Raw genomic sequence first — 18,280 nt, forward strand, 5'->3', positions numbered from 1 at the left:
TGGATTGCACTTATTTAAAATTATAAAATTTCCATTTTGCTTGATGGTTAGGTTCAAGCTTTTGGTTTGTCAATATCGCCCTCAGCATCTCCATCGGTAAGTAATTTTCCTTAATGACCCGGTCATGAAATTCAGTGTAGGACATTTTCCCCGATCCTACCAATTCATCACTGATACTCAGTAGCTGTAAACCACCGATCAAATAAGCCAATTGATATAAAGGATCGTAAGAACCTTCAAAAGATCGCTTCACTTCTCCATGTGCATTTGCAGGCTCATGACCTACCTTGTTGACTAAGTAATCTATACATTGTTGTGGTGTCCATTCGCCCAAATGAAATTTAATGCTGAAAGTAATCCGCGCACAACGATGCATTCGCCAAAATAACATCCCGATACGTTCTTCCGGAGTCTTGGCAAATCCCATTCTATAGAGCAGTAATTCCCAATATAAGGTCCATCCTTCGGTCCAGAATGGTGTATTGAAATTCTCCTCACGATAAGGCTTATACCTTTTATTCATAAAATACTGGAGATGATGCCCCGGATTGAGTTCATGCTGCACCGTACCCAAAGAAAAGTATGGATTATTACCACGCATGCTCATCATTTTCTGGTCATAGGTCATGGTATTGGTTGGATATGAAATACTGATCTCACGTCCTCCGGTAAAAAAAGGATTCACCAATTGCCGCTCAGGGGTCATCATAATCATGCCCCAGGTTTCATCCGCCAGTTCAGGAATATCGATCAGCTCATGCTGTTTGATAAAGGTCTGGGCTCGATCATATAACGCATTGATCAGACCGGGCTGCTGTCCTTCTGGCACATAAGTATTTTTAACCTTTTCCTGCGCTGCTTTCCAATCGTCTCCAAGTCCCATCTCACGGGAAGCTTTTAATAACTCCGCCACACACCATTCCCATTCCTGGTCTGCGATACGCAAGAGTTCATCCGCATCGTAGGCAATCATTTCTTCGCGCAACTGTTTGTTGAGTGCCGTTTTTCCGATCGGCTGTCCGCCAATATTACTGCCATCATTAAAGACTTTCCAGTTGCTCTTGGCCTGCAAAGCGCTTTTATATTGAATTAATTTTTCGTTTAAGCTTTCATAAGATTTGGGCACCCACCAGGTAAACATCGGATCATATCCATTATAGAAATCAAACGCACGCTCCAAACGGGTTCGCAATGACTCCACCATATTGACTAGAAAATTGACATCAGCAGATTCGATCGCTGCAACATTTTCTAGCTTTTGGATCGCTTCAGAAACCTGATCGGTGGTTTTTTCAAATATTATCGCCACATCCTTTCCTACGACAGCGGCACCTCTGCGACGCTGCTGTTCAAATTGAAAAATATTTTCGGCAAAGGGTAAGTAGGCCTTCAGTCGGTTGTAAGAAGCGAATATTTCTTTAAGCTCTTCTTTATGCCGTTGCACTTTCTGGCTCAATAGAATATAATCAACCTGGCCGTTTGTATTCAGCTTATTATAATCAAATCCTTTTAATTTAGCTAAATAGTCATCATCGATCTTGACCAGTCTATTGATCTGCTCGGGTGAGGCCGCGGACTGCTGAAATCCCCAGTCTTTGGGCATAGGACCATAAAAATAATTGACAGCCTGCAGATCATGACGATATTGAATGATATAAGGCTCAATAGGTGTTGTGTGTTGATACAAATCCATATTTTGGGCATCTGTTAGCGAAGAAGCCATACAAAGCACTCCAATGACTATAAATTTCTTTATGTTAGGGTTATTGTTGTTTTTCTTCATCATTTCGATTTATTTTTGTCTATTGAAACCGATCCGGATGAAAACCCTTGATATCCGTTTCGGCGGCTTTGTTGGACAGTAAGGCCGTAATTGCTTTTCCATATGCAGGCCCCAGCTCAAACCCATCATACCCCACGCACCCGCAGTGCTGACATTACTGTATTTGGAAGTCTTGCCCAAATTAAGGAAGTCCATCCGATGAACAAGGCCAGTAACCAAACCAGATATGCTGCGGATAATCGACCTGTAGATCCGGGAAATAGTTAGGGATAGATTCGACGATATCCACCCCTATAACAGCCACTTTTCCTTTATTATGTATTGACACGTTTTTTTTCTATTTTAATAGTAAATACATCACCTGAAATCCTTCTTTATAAAAATTACCTTAGGCGAACAGTGTCCACCACTCGCCTACAGTATCTTATTTCTATTTAATCAGCAGCTCTTAATTTAACTGAGGACGACTGGCAATACCGTCAGCAATAACCTGATTGATTCTTTCCGCTTCTTCACCAATTAATGGAAGTCTAGGAGCACGAAGATGCGGAGTACCTATTCCTTCAGCTGTTGCAGCGAGCTTTATATATTGAATAAGCTTAGGGTGAATATCCAATTCCAGTAACGGCATAAACCAGCGATAGATCTTTAGAGCTTTATCGTAATCACCATTTACGGCATAATTATACATCGCAACAGTCTCATTTGGAAAAGCATCAACCAAACCAAAAACCCATCCATCAGCACCTACTGCTATTGACTCCAAAGAGATTGTATCCACACCACCTAGTATTTTAAACCGGTCACCAAATTTATTTTTCATCCGGGTTATATTTGTCAGATCCCGGGTGGATTCTTTTACCGCGGCAATAGTTGGACAATCTTTCAATTCATCAAACATAGCAGTTGATACAAACACCGCATAATCCACAGGATTGTTGTAAATCAAAATAGGTAAGTCTGTCGCATTCGCTACTGCTTTAAAATAAGCAACCACTTCACGGTCGTCAGCTCTATAGCGCATTGGCGGCAATAACATTAAACCATCTGCACCCAGTTCTTTGGCTTTAACAGCAAAATTAACAGCACTTTTAGTTGTATTTTCTGCAATGTTTAATATAATCGGTACTCGACCCGCAATAACCTTGATTGCGTAAGTCAGTAATTCAAATTTTTCATCTGTATCCAAAACTGCTGCATCACCCAATGATCCTGCAATGATAATACCATGCACTCCTGCTTTAATCTGTGCTTCTGTATTCTTAGCAAACATATCAAAGTCAATCTCACCATTCTCTTTAAAGGGAGTCAGCACTGCCGGGTATACACCCTTCCAATTTAATTCAGCCATAGTTGGTTTTTACTTAATTAGTTTAAATATTTTCTTTTATCAAAGGAAGCAACTATATAAGAAGTAAGCTAACCGACTTTTAATAATTACTTATTGGATATTAACCTCCCCCTCCTAATCATATAACAAATGCTTATAATTTGCGACATACATTTTTGGCGATATTCCCAAAATATTTCTAAAAACGCGATTAAAATTGGTAATACTATTGAAGCCCGAATTATAAGCAACGAAGGAAATACAGTCATAATCTGCCCCGCCCAATAGACGGCATGCTTCCCGTACCCGCAGTTCATTCAGATAAGAAACAAAAGTCTTACCGGTACTTTTCTTGAAATAACGACAAAATGCCTGTGGCGTCAAATTAGCCTTTTCTGCAATCTCATTTAGACCAATATTCTCCTTATAGTTTTTTTCAAGAAAATCACATAAGGTCGTAATCCGAAAAGAACCCCCTGCGACAAAATCCACTGCAGTAATACCCGAAAGTGGCTTAAGTTTGCATGAAAGTCGGTTTAAAGACTTCAACAGATAAAAAAAACTAACAAGCTGACCTAAGCTGTCGGAGTTTTTCAGCGCCTCTATCCTCCTGCTGACTTGTGCCAGATGTATCTTGGGAACCTTAAAGCCACGTCCGTTTTTGTCAATAAATTCCAACAGCATACTCAGTTCGGGCATATTCAAAATGGTAGACAGCGATCCATTCAAATTAAAGAATACAGATACCGACTGAACATACTCACCCATAAAATCATTCTTAAATACATGGGCTTGGTTAGATCCTAATAGGAAAATATCACCCCGTTCAAAATAATGTACATTATCATCTACCAATAGCTGTCCGGCCCCCTCCTTAATCCAAATTAATTGATACTCCTCATGACAGTGCATATAAGGATAAAACTTATCCAACAAATCCTCCTGAATAAAAACAGTCCTGTCCTTGGGAACAGGAACTCGGTATCGAATTGGTTTCATAATTAGAATGGTTTAAAATAGAACGTTTTATAATAAATGTCATTTATACACTAAATTTATGTTTTAGCTGTCGACAAAACAACTATTTCAGCTAATTATATCAATAACGTGTTGCATTAGGTTAAAATCTGGTAATTAAAAAAGAACTTTATAAGTCAAATTTGTACCAGTTCACTTTATATCTATAGGAATAATAACTCTCTTAACCGCGCGAAATGAATTTAACGAAAAGTTGCTACCTGTTAGCGAGTCTACTCTATATCCAATCTTTACAGCCCGCATTTTGTCAGCAGGATGAGCATCCAGTATGGAAGGCTACAAAAAATCAGCCGGCAACATTAGGTATTGACCAGGGCGCCAAAAGCTTTGCGCTTAGCCAACTGAAAGTCAAGATACTCAACGCCTCTCAAACGTTATCCGCATTCCAGCAGGTCCAGGGCGATACGGCTTTCGATTATACAGCAGTAGAAATGTTGGCGAAGCGGGACCGCAACAATTTCTTTCATATCGGCGATATCAACATCAGTCTTAAACGTCAGGGAGAAACACCGTGGTCGTATTATTCTTCGGCCAAAGACCGTAAGAAAGTAGTTGAAATCAATCCTTCCAAGACTATATTGACTGCTGCAGATATCACCCCTACATTGGGTGACATTCCTTTAAAAGTGGTGCGCAGCTGGGAAAATGTAAACGGAGACCTGATCTTGAAATTTCAAATAACAAATCCTACCGATCAGGCTATTGAAATCGGAGCCTTAGGTATACCTCTCCCTTTCAATAATAATATGGATCGGAAAAATTTGAATCAAGCGCATGCACAAAATGTATTTTTCGACCCCTATATCGGTAAAGATGCAGGTTATATGCAAGTCAACCATTTACATGGGAACGGACCGAGCCTATTAGTCATGCCCTATATCAATGCCGGATTTGAAGCATATAATCCCCTAAATACTGATCCTACTCCCAAAAGTATTACTTTCGAAGGCTTCCATGAGTGGATGATCCATAGCAAAGCCCTTGCAGAAACCGAGTGGAAGGGAATTGAACAATGGAACGCCCCCACATCGACCATTTTAAAACCGCAAGAATCCAAAACATTTGCCCTCAAGTTTGTCTTAGCTCCGAATATCAAAGAAATTGAAAGCACCCTTTTGAAAAACGACCGACCTGTAGCGATCGGAGCTCCCGGCTATGTTGTTCCTTTGGATAATCCGGCCAAATTATTTATCAAACACCATAAAGCGGTAAAAAATATAACTGTTTATCCTGAAGGTGCTTTAACCGTTTCCAAGCTGAAAGACACACCACACAAATGGCATCAGTATGAAATAAAAGGTCAACGCTGGGGACGTGCACGTCTGACCATCACCTATCAGGATGGCATCGAACAAACGATTCAGTATAAAGTCATTAAGTCCGAAAAAGATGTGGTCAATGATCTTGGAAAATTCCTGACAACCACACAGTGGTACGAGAATGACAAAGACCTTTTTGGCCGATCACCATCTGTTATCACCTACGATTACGAAGAAAAAAAACTCGTTACCCAAGAACAGCGCGCCTGGTATGCCGGCCTAAGTGATGAAGCCGGAGCAGCAAGTTGGCTGGCGGCTATCATGAAACAGGTGGTACAGCCCAATCCTGCTGAGATCAGCAAATTAAAACGTTTTGTCAACGAAACGATGTATGGTCGTATCCAGCACAGGGAGGGAGATCAAAAATATGGGGTGGTCAAGAGCTTATTTTACTACGAACCGGATTCCATGCCTGCAGGGACTTATCAGGCAGACATCAATTGGAAGACCTGGTCTGCATGGCCGAAAAAAGAAGCAGACAACATCGGACGCTCCTACAACTATCCCCATGTTGCAGCAGCACATTGGGTCATGTACAGGCTAGCCCGCAATTATCACCATTTGGTACAGGAAGAAAGCTGGGATGTCTATTTAGACCGTGCGTTTCAAACCAGTATGGCTATGATCGAAAAAGCCCCTTACTATGCCCAATTCGGACAGATGGAGGGCAGTATATTTTTGCTTATCCTCCAGGATCTGCGACGTGAGGGCCTGACCGAGGCGGCCAATAAACTGGAAACTGTGATGCGCCAACGTGCCGAACACTGGAAAAGCCTTGATTACCCATTCGGCAGCGAAATGCCCTGGGATTCAACAGGTCAGGAAGAAGTCTATTTATGGTCACGTTACTTTGGTTTTGACGACAAAACCCGGGTTACTTTAAATGCTATTCTAGCGTATATGCCTACCCTACCGCATTGGGGGTACAACGGTAGTGCCCGTCGCTACTGGGATTTTGTCTATGGCGGGAAATTATCCCGTATCGAACGCCAACTTCATCATTATGGATCGGCACTCAATGCCATTCCAGTATTAACAGCATACCGTGACCATCCCCAGGATTTCTACCTCCTTCGTGTAGGTCATGCTGGTATGATGGGCGCATTGGCCAATGTCACCGCAGATGGCTTTGGTCCCGCAGCATTCCATTCTTACCCAGCTACATTAGCTAACGATGGTATATCGGGCGATTACGGGACCGGCTTCTATGGCTATGCGGTCAATTCAGGCACTTATATCGTAGAACATCCAGAATTTGGCTGGCTGGCATTTAGCGGTAATCTTAAAAAAGATAAAGATAACATCGAAGTGGTCATAAAAACAGCTTCCAAAGGCCGCATTTTCTTAGCAAAAGAAAATCTGTGGTTGACCACTGATGCCGGAGAAATCGAAACACTAAAATACAATCAAACGGATAAAAGTGTGGTGTTAAATTTTAATACAAATCAATCGGCTATGGTTCCAAATATTTTACTTACAGTCAATCCGGAAAGTGGCTATGAAATTGAAGGAATCAAAAAAGACAAACTCAATCGTTACGAAATTCCTTCTTCTACCAGCATGCTGATACTTAGAAAAACAAAATGATACTCGCTGATGGCCTCATCCCTCTATAGGCGGATGAGGCCATCAGCGAATTGGGTCAATGAACAAAGAAAAAATGAAGTAAACGCGAAATCGGATGATAGGCTTTAAAACTTTCGTTTTTTATTTTTGAAAACAATGTCCTAAATTAGCTCTACAAACTAGTATCAACTCAACAACCCGGTGCAGTACGATTACCACAATTTAAACGAAGAGACACTCTTCCAACTTGTAAAGGCCAACGATGCGTTAGCCTACAAGGAATTGTTCGATCGTTATAAAGAACTCCTGTTTCGCCATGCTTATCGAATGACCCAGGACAGCGAACTTAGCAAGGATATCGTTCAGGACATTTTCCTCGTGCTCTGGAATAAAAGAGCATCCATTGAAATCAGCCAGTCGCTCGAACCGTATCTGATCAAATCCATCCGCAATAAAATACTCGACTATTTTAGCCATCAGGAGGTAGTCGAAAAATATCGGGAAGATACCTTATCCTTTGTAGAGCAGGGCATCTGCTACACGGATGACTTCCTCTTAGAAAAAGAACTTGCAGCTATGATCGAACGGGAAAAGAGTAAACTGTCGCCCCGTACCAGGGAGGTTTTTGAACTCAATCGCGAGCAGGGCCATAGTTATAAAGAAATCAGTGCGCTCTTATCTACTTCCGAGAAAACAATTAAAAAGCAGGTACATAATGCCTTACGGATACTGCGCACGAAATTTGGTTCTTTCTTTTTTTTCTGATCATTTTTTTTATTTTTTTTATACTCCCTTTTCCCTGTTTGGCCGTCATTACAATTAGATAGCCTACTTATGGCTATCGGCCTAATGCATGGAGAAAGAAACACTAAAAGAAATATTCCGGAAATATAAATCGGGGACAGCGTCCCCCGAAGAACTGCGGATCATTCATAGCTTCTATCTGCACAAAGCGAATCGTTCACCGGAGATACCGGACGATCAATTTGTTCAGGAGCAACTTGATGCGATGGATCGGAATTTATTTCCACAAAAAGAAAAACGTATTTCGGTATGGAAATATGCTGCAGCAGCGCTCATCATTCTCAGCTCAGCATTTGGCATGTATAAGTATACACAGCAACAGCTTTCCGAAAAAGAAACGCAACATGCTGCCGAACTGTTTGCCGCAATAAAACCGGGGCATGACCAAGCTACCCTCCACCTTCCCAATGGCGAGGTAATTGCATTGGGTCAACAAGACAAACTGATCAATAGGGATGGCATGGTAAAGCTGAATACGGGCAATCTCGACCTCAGCACTGCTGCGGGCAATCAGATGATCACACTGCAGACACCACGTGGTGGACAGTTTCAGGTTCAACTGGAAGATGGCACCAAAATATGGCTCAATGCCGGATCAACCATCAGTTACCCAGCCAAATTTGGTACCAATGAACGATCCGTCATTTTAAAAGGGGAAGCTTATTTTGAAGTTGCGCACAACGCGAAAAAACCATTTAAAGTTAACGTTGGGAACGATGAAATCCAAGTGCTGGGTACGGGGTTTAATATCCAAAGTTACGCGGACAATGCCACGCCCATCACCACGCTGGTTCATGGAAAGGTAAAAGTCACGCGCAAAAATAAAGAGCAGCAATCACTGATCTTACAACCTGGACAGCAAACCTTAGCACAGATAAATCTACAAAAGGCAAACACGGATATCAGCGGTATTACCGCCTGGAAAAATGGACTTTTCAGCTTCAGACGGAGCTCGGTAAAAAATATTGTCCGCGAATTGGAACGCTGGTATAATATTGATTTTGTCGTTGATCAGACAGCTGCCGAAAACCGCCTGATAACAGGGGAAATCCCTCGAAACGTCAATCTTGATGATGTTATGCAGATCCTTTCTTATTTTGACATCCAAGGCCACATGAAAAACAATAAAGTGTATTTAACCCTTAAAAAACAATAGCATAAACAGATAACTTAACCCACACCTACTATGAAACAAACCTATTCGTCCAGGCTTAACAAAAAAGCTAGGGCCGTGCTACTCTATGGCTTTTCGGTACTGTGCAGTTCCTACAGTTTCGGCCAGATTAACATCCAGGCCAATAACGAATCAGCTCTTTCTGTCATGAAACAGATTGAAAAACAATCGGCCTATCATTTTGTCTATGATGAGGCACAGTTGACGATTCCAAACGTTAAACTTCGTCTCAACGATGTCTCGCTCAAGGAAGCCCTGGACGCGACATTTACAGCCAACAACATCCAGTACAAGATTGTCAAAAACACCATTTTATTAAAAAATGCACCTGCTGGAAAATCAATTTCTACAGCACCGTCAGCGCCAAGCCAGCAGTACAAATTGCAGGGACAAATTTCAAATGCTGCCGGAATCCCGCTCAGTGGTGCTACGGTGAAAATTAAAAACACGAATATCTCGACAAAGTCCGATCAAAACGGACGGTTTGAACTGACTTCACCGCAGCGTAGCGCCACGCTAACTGTATCATTCTTGGGTTACGAGACCCTTGAAATCAATGCGAATGAAGAATTGGCTACGATCGTACTCAAGCCAAGCAATACCAGTCTTTCGGAAGTTGATGTGACTATCAATACGGGCTATCAGACCATTGCCAAAGAACGTGCTACAGGGGCATTCTCCAGCCTACCGAAAAATAGCCTGCAGCAGCAGCGGCTCAACAACCTAGGAAGCTTGCTAGAAGGCCGTATTGCAGGTTACCATAATGGCCTACTTCGCGGAACAACCTCTATGAAGGGAGTTACCTTACCTCTGTATGTTATCGATGGTTTTCCAGTAGACAATACAAGCATGAATTTCAATGGCAATGTAGTAGAAAATCTCCCCGACCTCAATTTGGAAGATATAGCGTCCATTACCGTCTTAAAAGATGCAGCTGCAGCATCCATTTATGGCGCACGCGCGGCCAATGGAGTTGTTATTATCGTCACAAAAAAGGGAAAAAATAAAGGGACTGAAATCAATGTTTCAGCAACGCTGACACATAGCCCCTATTATTTTAATACGGATCGTCTGGCATCATCCGCGGATATGATCGGAATCGAACGGGAATGGGCAGCGAAAAACCCAAATTTAAAAACAATGACGCCAGCGCAGGCGCAAAGTACGTTAGACGATATGTCTTACAGAAGCCTTGGTATTCGCACCATCCTCAAAAAATACGCCGGTCAGATCAATGAATCTGAAATGAATGCCGAGCTGGACCGTCTCTCCCAACAGGGTTATCGTTATTATGACGATGTAGCCAAGTATGCCAAGCGGAGTCCTTTTTCCCAGCAGTACAACCTGAACCTTTCCAATGGTACGGAAAAGAGCAAATTCTACTTTTCGACGACCTACAAAAAGGACCTCCTGGAAGACCGTTTCAGTAAAAACCAAAATCTGGGTATCAATCTCCGGAATATCACCCAGATCAACAAATGGTTGGAAGTAGAAATGAGCTCATTTCTCAACTATGCGGATGATGACAGACAGACTTATGATGCGCTAGCGCCCGGATTTTCTTTTTTGCCTTACAATCCATTAAAAAATAGCGACGGCAGCAATTATACCGCTTACATGGCCGATTATATGAGTCTGGCAAATATCAACAGTATCAAACAGTATGGCCTGAATACACTGGACATCACGCCATTGGACGAGATAAAAAACAATATCGAACAGTCCAGTGGCTTCTCCAACCGAAGTTTCATCAAATTGAATGCAAAGATTGCAGACTGGCTCAGCTATTCGGCCTCTTTTCAGTATGAGATCAGCAATAAGAAATTCGAGCTTCTTTATGGTAAAAACTCGTATTATACACGATCGAGAGTCAATCAATTCGCGTTAATTGCGGATGGAAAAGCGACACTGATGATGCCCAATGGCAATATCAATAAGACAACGGATCTCAAGAATAATGCATTTAATTTTAGGCAACAGATTAATATTGACAAGGACTTTGGCGAAAGACACAGCCTGAATGCCATATTGGGTAGCGAGATTAAGAACAACCGCATGCGTTCTCAGCTTCAAAATCTCTACAATTTTGATCCCGATGCGCTCACCTATACCATGCTCGATCCGAAAATAGGTACAGTGGGTTCTTTCAATCAAAAGTATGACTATGCCAGTCAATATGAATCTATCAATCGCTTTATTTCCTTTTATGGGAATGTTGGCTATGCCTATTCGAAAAAATACCTCCTCACGGGAAGCTTGCGCTGGGACAGATCAAACTTATGGGGAACAAGCTCAAAATATCAGAACAAACCGATATGGTCCGTGGGTGCCGGATGGAATCTGAATGAGGAAAATTTCATGCAACTGGACTGGTTAAATCAGCTTAAGCTAAGAACTTCGTATGGTATCGGTGGTAATATATTACAAAATGTTGCTCCTTTTATGACAGCGTATTACAATACCAATTCTCACGTCGGGGGAACACAAGGTACAATCTCGGGCCGTCCCAATCCGTCACTTTCGTGGGAAAAAACAACCACTACGAATGTTGGGATGGATTTCGGTTTGTTCAGAAATCGTATTTCTGGAAGCCTGGATTACTATCGAAAACAAGGGAAAGACCTCTTCGCCTCCACCATGGGTGTACCCACGGAAGGTTTTGGCTATTCAACCTATGCCATCAATAATGGCCAAATGACCAATCATGGCTTGGAACTGACATTAAACGCCAATATCCTGCAGAACAAAGATTTTAGCTGGAACAGCAGTGTACTTTATGCCTATAACAAGAACAAAGTGACCTATGTCAATGTCAAAGCGCCATTTTATATCCTACAATTGGATTACCCCGATGCCTATCCCCGTATAGGAAATCCATACCAGGCGATTTATGCCTACAAATGGGCCGGACTCGATCAGCAGGGAATACCGCAGGTGTATGATGAAAATGGAAACAAAACCACACAAACTCCGACGACGTTGGAATCGATTGTATATGCCGGTTCAAAGGTACCTACACATACACTTTCCTGGACAAATAGCCTTTCGTACAAAAACTTTGATTTTTCAATGATGCTCACCTACGAAGGCGGTCATAAGATCAGAAATGCAGATCTACCTTATATGGGTATCGGCAATTATCTGACATTCACAACCCTTGCACCGATGAACAAAGATATTCGCAATCGTTGGCAACAGGAAGGCGATGAATTGAAGACCGATATTCCTCGGTTGGTGTTTCCAGAAGAGATAAATCTTTACAACTCAGCAAGTGGTACCATCTACCAATATGCAGACATCAATGTACTTGATGCCCGTAATATACAAATCCGCAACATTAGTCTAGCTTATCGCCTACCGGCTGACTGGGTCAAAAAGATGCGCCTGGCGCAGGCGAGGTTACAGTTCAACGCTGAAAATGTAGCCATGTTTACCAAATCCAGCAACGCAAAATATATGCTAGGCGGCTATCGTACACCGAATTATGTTTTTGGCGCTTACCTAACCTTCTAATTTAAAATTCTTATGAAAAAGATAATATACCTACTTGCGATCATACCAGTTCTGTTTTTCGCTTCCTGCAATAAATATCTAGATATACTACCCAAAGGCAAAAAAATCCCGCAAACCTATGCGGATTTTGAGGCGCTACTGCGCGATGAAGCAACTGTTCATCAGGTTCCTATCCTCCAGGCTATTATTTTGCCCAATGATCGTTTTGTCTCCCCGGCGAACCTTAACTATTATAAATTATGGGATATCAACTATAACTGGCAGGAACAAGAGGACCGGAAGGTCTATAACAATGCCGATGAAGGCACCTACTATTATGCCTATTCGAGCATATCTGTCTGCAATCTGATCCTAGAGCATGGGCAGACGATGACGGAGGCCACAGCCCAACAACGTGATGAACTGATGGCTACCGCCAAGGTACTCCGGGCCATCAGTTATTATACCTTAGCAAATTATTATGCTGCGGATTATGACAGTAAAACGGCGGGGCAATTGCTATCGGTTCCGTTGATTGAAAGTGCAGATATAGCCGCTCCATCAAAGCAGGTCACTATCGCTGAAATATACGATTACATGATCAATGATATCAAAAGTGCCCTACCTAGCCTACCTAATACGGGACTGACGATCCTGCATCCGGGCAAAGGAGCGGCCTATGCATTATTGGCACGTATCTACTTACAAATGGACAACTATCAGGATGCGTTGGAAAATAGCGAAAAAGCGCTGGAATACAATGACAAACTTTATGACTGGACAGCTTACTATAATGCCAATAGATCGCAGATCGAAGAGCCTGCGAACTATGCATTGAAAAAGACGCCCATGGATTTTGCCTATGTCGAGAATTACTATTTCAGACATGGCCAATCACCAAACTATACTGCTGCGGAATTATCCTTGCAGGTAGAACGTGCAGCTGGATTTGAAAAGGGAGACAGTAAATTCGCTTCACGCTGGAAGTTGCGTACGGTCGTGCCCAACACCTATTATACCAGCACAATGACCGGATTCTATAACACACAGGGCTTGACGACTGTCGAAGTTTATCTGATTGCCGCAGAATGTCAGGCACGTCAGGGAAATATCCTAAAGGCAATGGATCTTGTCAACAAGGTCCGCAAGACAAGGATCCTTGCGGCAAATTATACCGACCTGACCGCACAAAATACCACTGATGCTATAAAAAAAATACAGCAGCTTAAACGGAATGAGCTGATTCATTCCATTATCCCGTTTGCCGATTACAAACGCCTCAACAAAGAAAGTACGCTTGCGACCACACTGACCAAAACGATCGACGGCAAGACGGTCCAACTGAGCCCAACATCACACCTCTGGATTATGCCCTTTCCATTAGGAGCAACAGAAAATCCGGGCAACGGGTCTATTAAACAGAATGTTGAAAAATAAAACAAAAAACCATGAAAGTAAAAGCTTTAACACTAGCACTCCTGCTCGCAACGACAGTCGGTTATGCGCAACAACAAACAGCGAATAGATACGAACAATACCTTCCCATTATTGAGAAAGGCACATTAGTACAAAAAGATTCTTTAGCGAAAGCATTACTCGCAGAAGTAAAAGGTTACAAAACAGAAACGGACTATCATTCCACCATCAATATTCTCCGTTCGCTGGACAAAGAAAACGAAATGACGATCGTTGAAAATATCGCCAAGAAAAAATACCCAAAGGGCGCAATCACGCGTGATGCTTTTATCACAGATGTCTTCTACAATGCAGGCACGTCAACGGCGAAAGAAAAGGCGTATACTGACCTGATCAAAAAATGGCCAGTTAAAAATTTCAGTCAAGAGCCACTGACTTATGACTATGTTTTGGCAAATCTATCACAAAGTTTTGCCAATGATGGAAATGCACAAAAGGCTATTCATTATCTGGGCGAGATGAAAGAACGGTTCTGGCGTGGAAATGGTTATATTCCAGTTGGTCAGATTCTCCTCAAGTCAGGCGATACGACTACTGCTGCGCCACTTTTGAAGACAGCAATGGATGATAGTTATTATTACCTTACGCTACCGGAAGAACAAAAGGACAATAAAGCCCGCTTTGCAGCGATGGGTTATGCCAGCTCGATGTCGGCTTATGTGAATATCCTTGTTGCACAAAAAAAATTCCCTGAGGCTGTCGAATATATCGAAAATGCGCTGAAAGCAGCGCCCGAGCAAGCGGATGGTTTAGCCATGGTATACTATAAATCGCTAATGGGAACCGGCAGAAAGCTTGAGGCATATAATATTTTAACAAAGTTATATGCCAAAGGACAGTTTGCCGTTGAAGATGATCTTAAAAGATTATATACCGAATTGAACGGATCAGCCCAAGGCTATGAGCAGTTCAATGCTTCCCTGAAAACGGAATTAACACAAAACATCCGCAACCATATCAAAGAGATGGCCACCTTCAAACCGGCCCCCAATTTTGAACTGCTCAATCTAAAGGGTGAAAAGGTATCCTTGGCCAGTTTAAAAGGAAAAGTTGTGATTTTGGATTTCTGGGCAACCTGGTGTCAGCCCTGTGTACGCTCATTCCCGGGAATGAAGGCTGCGCAAGAATCCTACGCGAACGATAAAGAAGTACAATTCCTATTTATGAACACTTGGGAGCGGGATAAGAACTACAAAGAAAATGTCGTCTCCTTTATCACAAAAAACAACTATCCGTTTGAGGTGCTGTACGATGATCAAAAAGATCCACAGACAGGAAAAGTCATGGCAGCTCAATACGGTGTCAATGGTATCCCGGCCAAATTTATTATTGATAAGGAAGGAAATATCCGATACTTTCTTACTGGATCCACGCCCAACGTGGACTATATCAAATTGGAAATGAAAGAATTGATAGAAGCCGCTAAAAAACCTTATAAAGGCTAATAGTCTGTCTGCCTCTGAATAGAGGCAGACAGACTATTTAATGCGTACATCAATAAAAAAGGCAGCACTTCCCATGTTTTGCAGGCTCTTTAATGGCAATTTTTATTGTGCTCCAAATACCTCAGCCAGCTTTTTGTCCAGTTCAGTATCCGTTTCGGATCCACTTGCATAGCGGCCAACAATAAGACCATCTGGATCGATCAAAATCTTGGTCGGTAATGTGCTGATGCCAAAGTGAACAGAAATGGATTTGGATCTATCGAATTCTCCGTTTTCAAACTTTAGCCCATTAAGTACATGTCTCCAAATACCGATTTTATCTTGATCTACTGCTTTGTGCCAAGCAGCCTGGCTCCGATCATCGTCCGCAACACCAATAATTTCAAAGCCTTTGCTTTTATATTTTGTGTACAGATCTATTAAATGCGGATTCCCTTTACGACAAGGTACACACCAGCTCGCCCAAAAATCCAACAGCACATATTTACCCTTGAATGCAGCAAGTTTAAGTATCTTTTCATTGATATCGGTAGACTCAAATTCAAATGCTTTGCTTCCCGGCGAACCATTTTTGATGCCCTGAATCTTTCTTGCAATCTCCCTGCCGTAACCGCTATTCTTGATCTGATCAGACAAACTGTTATATAGCCCCTCAATTTTGTCCAGATCGGCACCTGTTGTCATAAATTGCATGAGGAAAGAACTCACGTATGAATCTGGATTTTTCTGTATAAATTCTACATCCAATTTGGCCATCCGTTCATTAAATGGCGCAAAATTTTCCCTATAATCATAGGCTTCTTCTTTCAAATTTTTCACTTTCGTTTCCAAAAGCTTCAGTTCGGCATCCGCGTCCATGTATCGCTTATTCAAACGACTGTATTCGTCAAGCACAGGTTCCATTTCCTGCCGGATGGCTTTTTTTTGAACATCAAGTTTCGCCCATTCGTCCTGTGATTTTGAACCTTTGATCAGGGCATTTTTGAAGTTGTCTTTCTCAAGTCGGATGCTCATCTTTTTGGGTTCCAAATAAAAACTTACCGCATTTGGATCGTCCATGCCCCTGTTGTTACGGTTAATATACAGATAAGCCATCACTGGTTCTTCGATGGTGCCTTTAAAAACAAAGGTATTATGTTCAATTTTTACACTGTCCAGGGTATGCTTGCTTCCATCTCCACTACGATAGCCCAGGTAGACATAGGGCGATGAAACATGAATGGTCTCGCCCTTCAATACAAAAGACTGCTGCCCTAGGGCAACCAACGATAAATTGGTCAACAACACTATGCTTAAGATGTATTTTTTCATTTACTGCTAAATTTAAAATGGTTATTAAAATTCATATTTATTAACTCAATTCTGAACCAGGTTAGGATTCGCGATGATCTCTTCTTCCGGTATCTGCATCATTATTTTTTTGTCGGTCGGACTGATATTCAGCTCAGCAGAACTGCCAGATTTATAATTTCGCACCATGGGCAGGCCATTTCGGAATTCATCGTAGCTGGCATGTCCTTCAAATGCCAATTCCAGCTTGCGCTGCTTCAGGATTTCATTAAGCAGCGATTTCCCTTCCAGCCCCGATAAAACAGCCAGTCCTGCCCGTTGTCTGATTGTATTGACATCGCTCAATGCAGCGTCCCCATTATTTAGCTTTGCATAGGCCTCAGCCCGATTAAGGTACATTTCAGCCAGACGTAGGTAACGGAAGGGTGAAAAAGTATAAAGTGATTCATACCGGATCATATATTTTGAAACGGCCCGTGTATCCTCGGGATATCCCGGTGTTACATTACTGATATAAAAGCTATTTCGCTTGTCGTCGGCCTCCAGCAAGGACAACAAATAAGGAGAAGGGCGATATAAGCCCCCAGTATAACCTATCCGTGAGGGCATTGCAAAATAATTGCTGATCAGCCCCTGTGAATAGTCTATATTCACCGCAAAGATATCCTCTTTGTTGTTTATGTTATTGGTTTTATAATAATCGACATAAGCTTGCCCCTGCAAAAGCTGATAACCACCTTCTTTGATCACTTTGTCTGCATATTCTACGGCCTTCTGGTTGGCACTGGCTACCGGATTATCGACCGTTCCCCCCATATACAGGTATACTCTGGACAGCAGCGCGTATGCAGCATATTTGCTGCCATAGCTGTTTGATTTTTTTACGGCAAATAAAGGAGCTGATGTTTCCAAATCGCTAATGATCTGCGCATACACCTGTTCCACCGAAGCTCTTTTCGGTGCAAATCCAGGGCTGATTTTGTCATCTAGGATAAGCATAACGCCCAGCGATTCACCGGGTGACTGATGGTAAGGTTTGCCATAGAGACGTACTAGGTTAAAATAGACATAAGCCCGTAAAAATAAGGCGTCGGCTTTTGCCTGTAAGATTTCAGTGTTTGTTTCACCCGCCTTCACATGGCCCAATATCTTGTTGAGGTGCAGCAGCAGCGTGTAACTTCCGCGCCAAAACTCGTAGGTATGCGAACGATCTTTTGTACTGGAGTTGACATAGTCAAACACATCTGTATTCTTGTTCACCTCAGCATCTAGTGCCCTGATCGTGTTGCCCTTTGCCTCCGAGAGGAAGATGAACATATCATTATAATTAAAGGAAGATGCTACCGCACCGCCAGCAACCAGGTTATACGTACCCACAACAGCCTTGCTATAGCCTTCGGGGCGCTCAAACTGGATATCCTCAAAAATAACGTTATGCGGACGAAGCTCATCCAACTGCTTATTACAGCCGCTTGTCAATCCTACAACAAGCATGCTGACTAGAAAATAAAGACTTTTATTTCTATGATATCGGTATATAGATCTGATTTTCATCTGTAAATA

Annotated in this window: 12 protein-coding genes; 6 read left to right on the plus strand and 6 right to left on the minus strand. The window is 42.2% G+C overall.

What is annotated here, in order from left to right; genetic code table 11:
• Positions 1-10: 10 nt before the first annotated feature.
• From OGI71_RS12320 to OGI71_RS12335, 4 genes are all read right to left on the minus strand, one after another.
• Positions 11-1,786, minus strand: a complete 1,776-nt coding sequence (locus OGI71_RS12320) for a DUF885 family protein (protein ID WP_282255764.1) — start codon at positions 1,784-1,786, stop codon at positions 11-13.
• Positions 1,787-1,964: 178 nt separating this feature from the next.
• The gene (locus OGI71_RS12325) at positions 1,965-2,111 is read right to left on the minus strand and encodes a hypothetical protein (protein WP_282255765.1); all 147 of its coding nucleotides are present in this window, start codon (positions 2,109-2,111) and stop codon (positions 1,965-1,967) included.
• Between the two features lie 120 nt (positions 2,112-2,231).
• Positions 2,232-3,134: a dihydrodipicolinate synthase family protein gene (locus OGI71_RS12330; protein WP_282255766.1), complete on the minus strand. Its 903-nt coding sequence runs from the start codon at positions 3,132-3,134 to the stop codon at positions 2,232-2,234.
• Between the two features lie 114 nt (positions 3,135-3,248).
• Positions 3,249-4,112 (minus strand): AraC family transcriptional regulator, encoded by an 864-nt coding sequence (locus OGI71_RS12335; RefSeq protein WP_282255767.1) that lies wholly within the window; start codon positions 4,110-4,112, stop codon positions 3,249-3,251.
• 215 nt (positions 4,113-4,327) lie between these two features.
• Here OGI71_RS12335 and OGI71_RS12340 point away from each other — a divergent pair, with 215 nt between their 5' ends.
• From OGI71_RS12340 to OGI71_RS12365, 6 genes are all read left to right on the plus strand, one after another.
• A complete protein-coding gene (locus OGI71_RS12340) occupies positions 4,328-7,057 on the plus strand; it encodes a DUF5695 domain-containing protein (protein ID WP_282255768.1) in 2,730 nt (909 codons plus the stop codon).
• 180 nt (positions 7,058-7,237) lie between these two features.
• Positions 7,238-7,801 (plus strand): RNA polymerase sigma-70 factor, encoded by a 564-nt coding sequence (locus OGI71_RS12345; protein ID WP_223578017.1) that lies wholly within the window; start codon positions 7,238-7,240, stop codon positions 7,799-7,801.
• Between the two features lie 88 nt (positions 7,802-7,889).
• Positions 7,890-8,996, plus strand: coding sequence for a FecR domain-containing protein (locus OGI71_RS12350; protein ID WP_282255771.1), 1,107 nt, complete (start codon positions 7,890-7,892; stop codon positions 8,994-8,996).
• 30 nt (positions 8,997-9,026) lie between these two features.
• Positions 9,027-12,527: a SusC/RagA family TonB-linked outer membrane protein gene (locus OGI71_RS12355; RefSeq protein ID WP_282255772.1), complete on the plus strand. Its 3,501-nt coding sequence runs from the start codon at positions 9,027-9,029 to the stop codon at positions 12,525-12,527.
• A 12-nt stretch (positions 12,528-12,539) separates the two neighbouring features.
• On the plus strand, positions 12,540-13,943 hold the full coding sequence (locus OGI71_RS12360) for a RagB/SusD family nutrient uptake outer membrane protein (RefSeq protein WP_282255773.1): 1,404 nt from the start codon (positions 12,540-12,542) through the stop codon (positions 13,941-13,943).
• 11 nt (positions 13,944-13,954) lie between these two features.
• On the plus strand, positions 13,955-15,427 hold the full coding sequence (locus OGI71_RS12365) for a TlpA disulfide reductase family protein (RefSeq protein ID WP_282255774.1): 1,473 nt from the start codon (positions 13,955-13,957) through the stop codon (positions 15,425-15,427).
• 102 nt (positions 15,428-15,529) lie between these two features.
• Here OGI71_RS12365 and OGI71_RS12370 read toward each other — a convergent pair whose 3' ends face one another.
• Entirely contained in the window at positions 15,530-16,738 is a 1,209-nt protein-coding gene (locus OGI71_RS12370; RefSeq protein WP_282255775.1) for a TlpA disulfide reductase family protein, read from the minus strand.
• Positions 16,739-16,783: 45 nt separating this feature from the next.
• Positions 16,784-18,271 (minus strand): RagB/SusD family nutrient uptake outer membrane protein, encoded by a 1,488-nt coding sequence (locus OGI71_RS12375; RefSeq protein ID WP_282255776.1) that lies wholly within the window; start codon positions 18,269-18,271, stop codon positions 16,784-16,786.
• Positions 18,272-18,280: the final 9 nt, after the last annotated feature.

It is taken from the genome of Sphingobacterium sp. ML3W (assembly GCF_029542085.1).
Classification (GTDB): Bacteria; Bacteroidota; Bacteroidia; order Sphingobacteriales; family Sphingobacteriaceae; genus Sphingobacterium.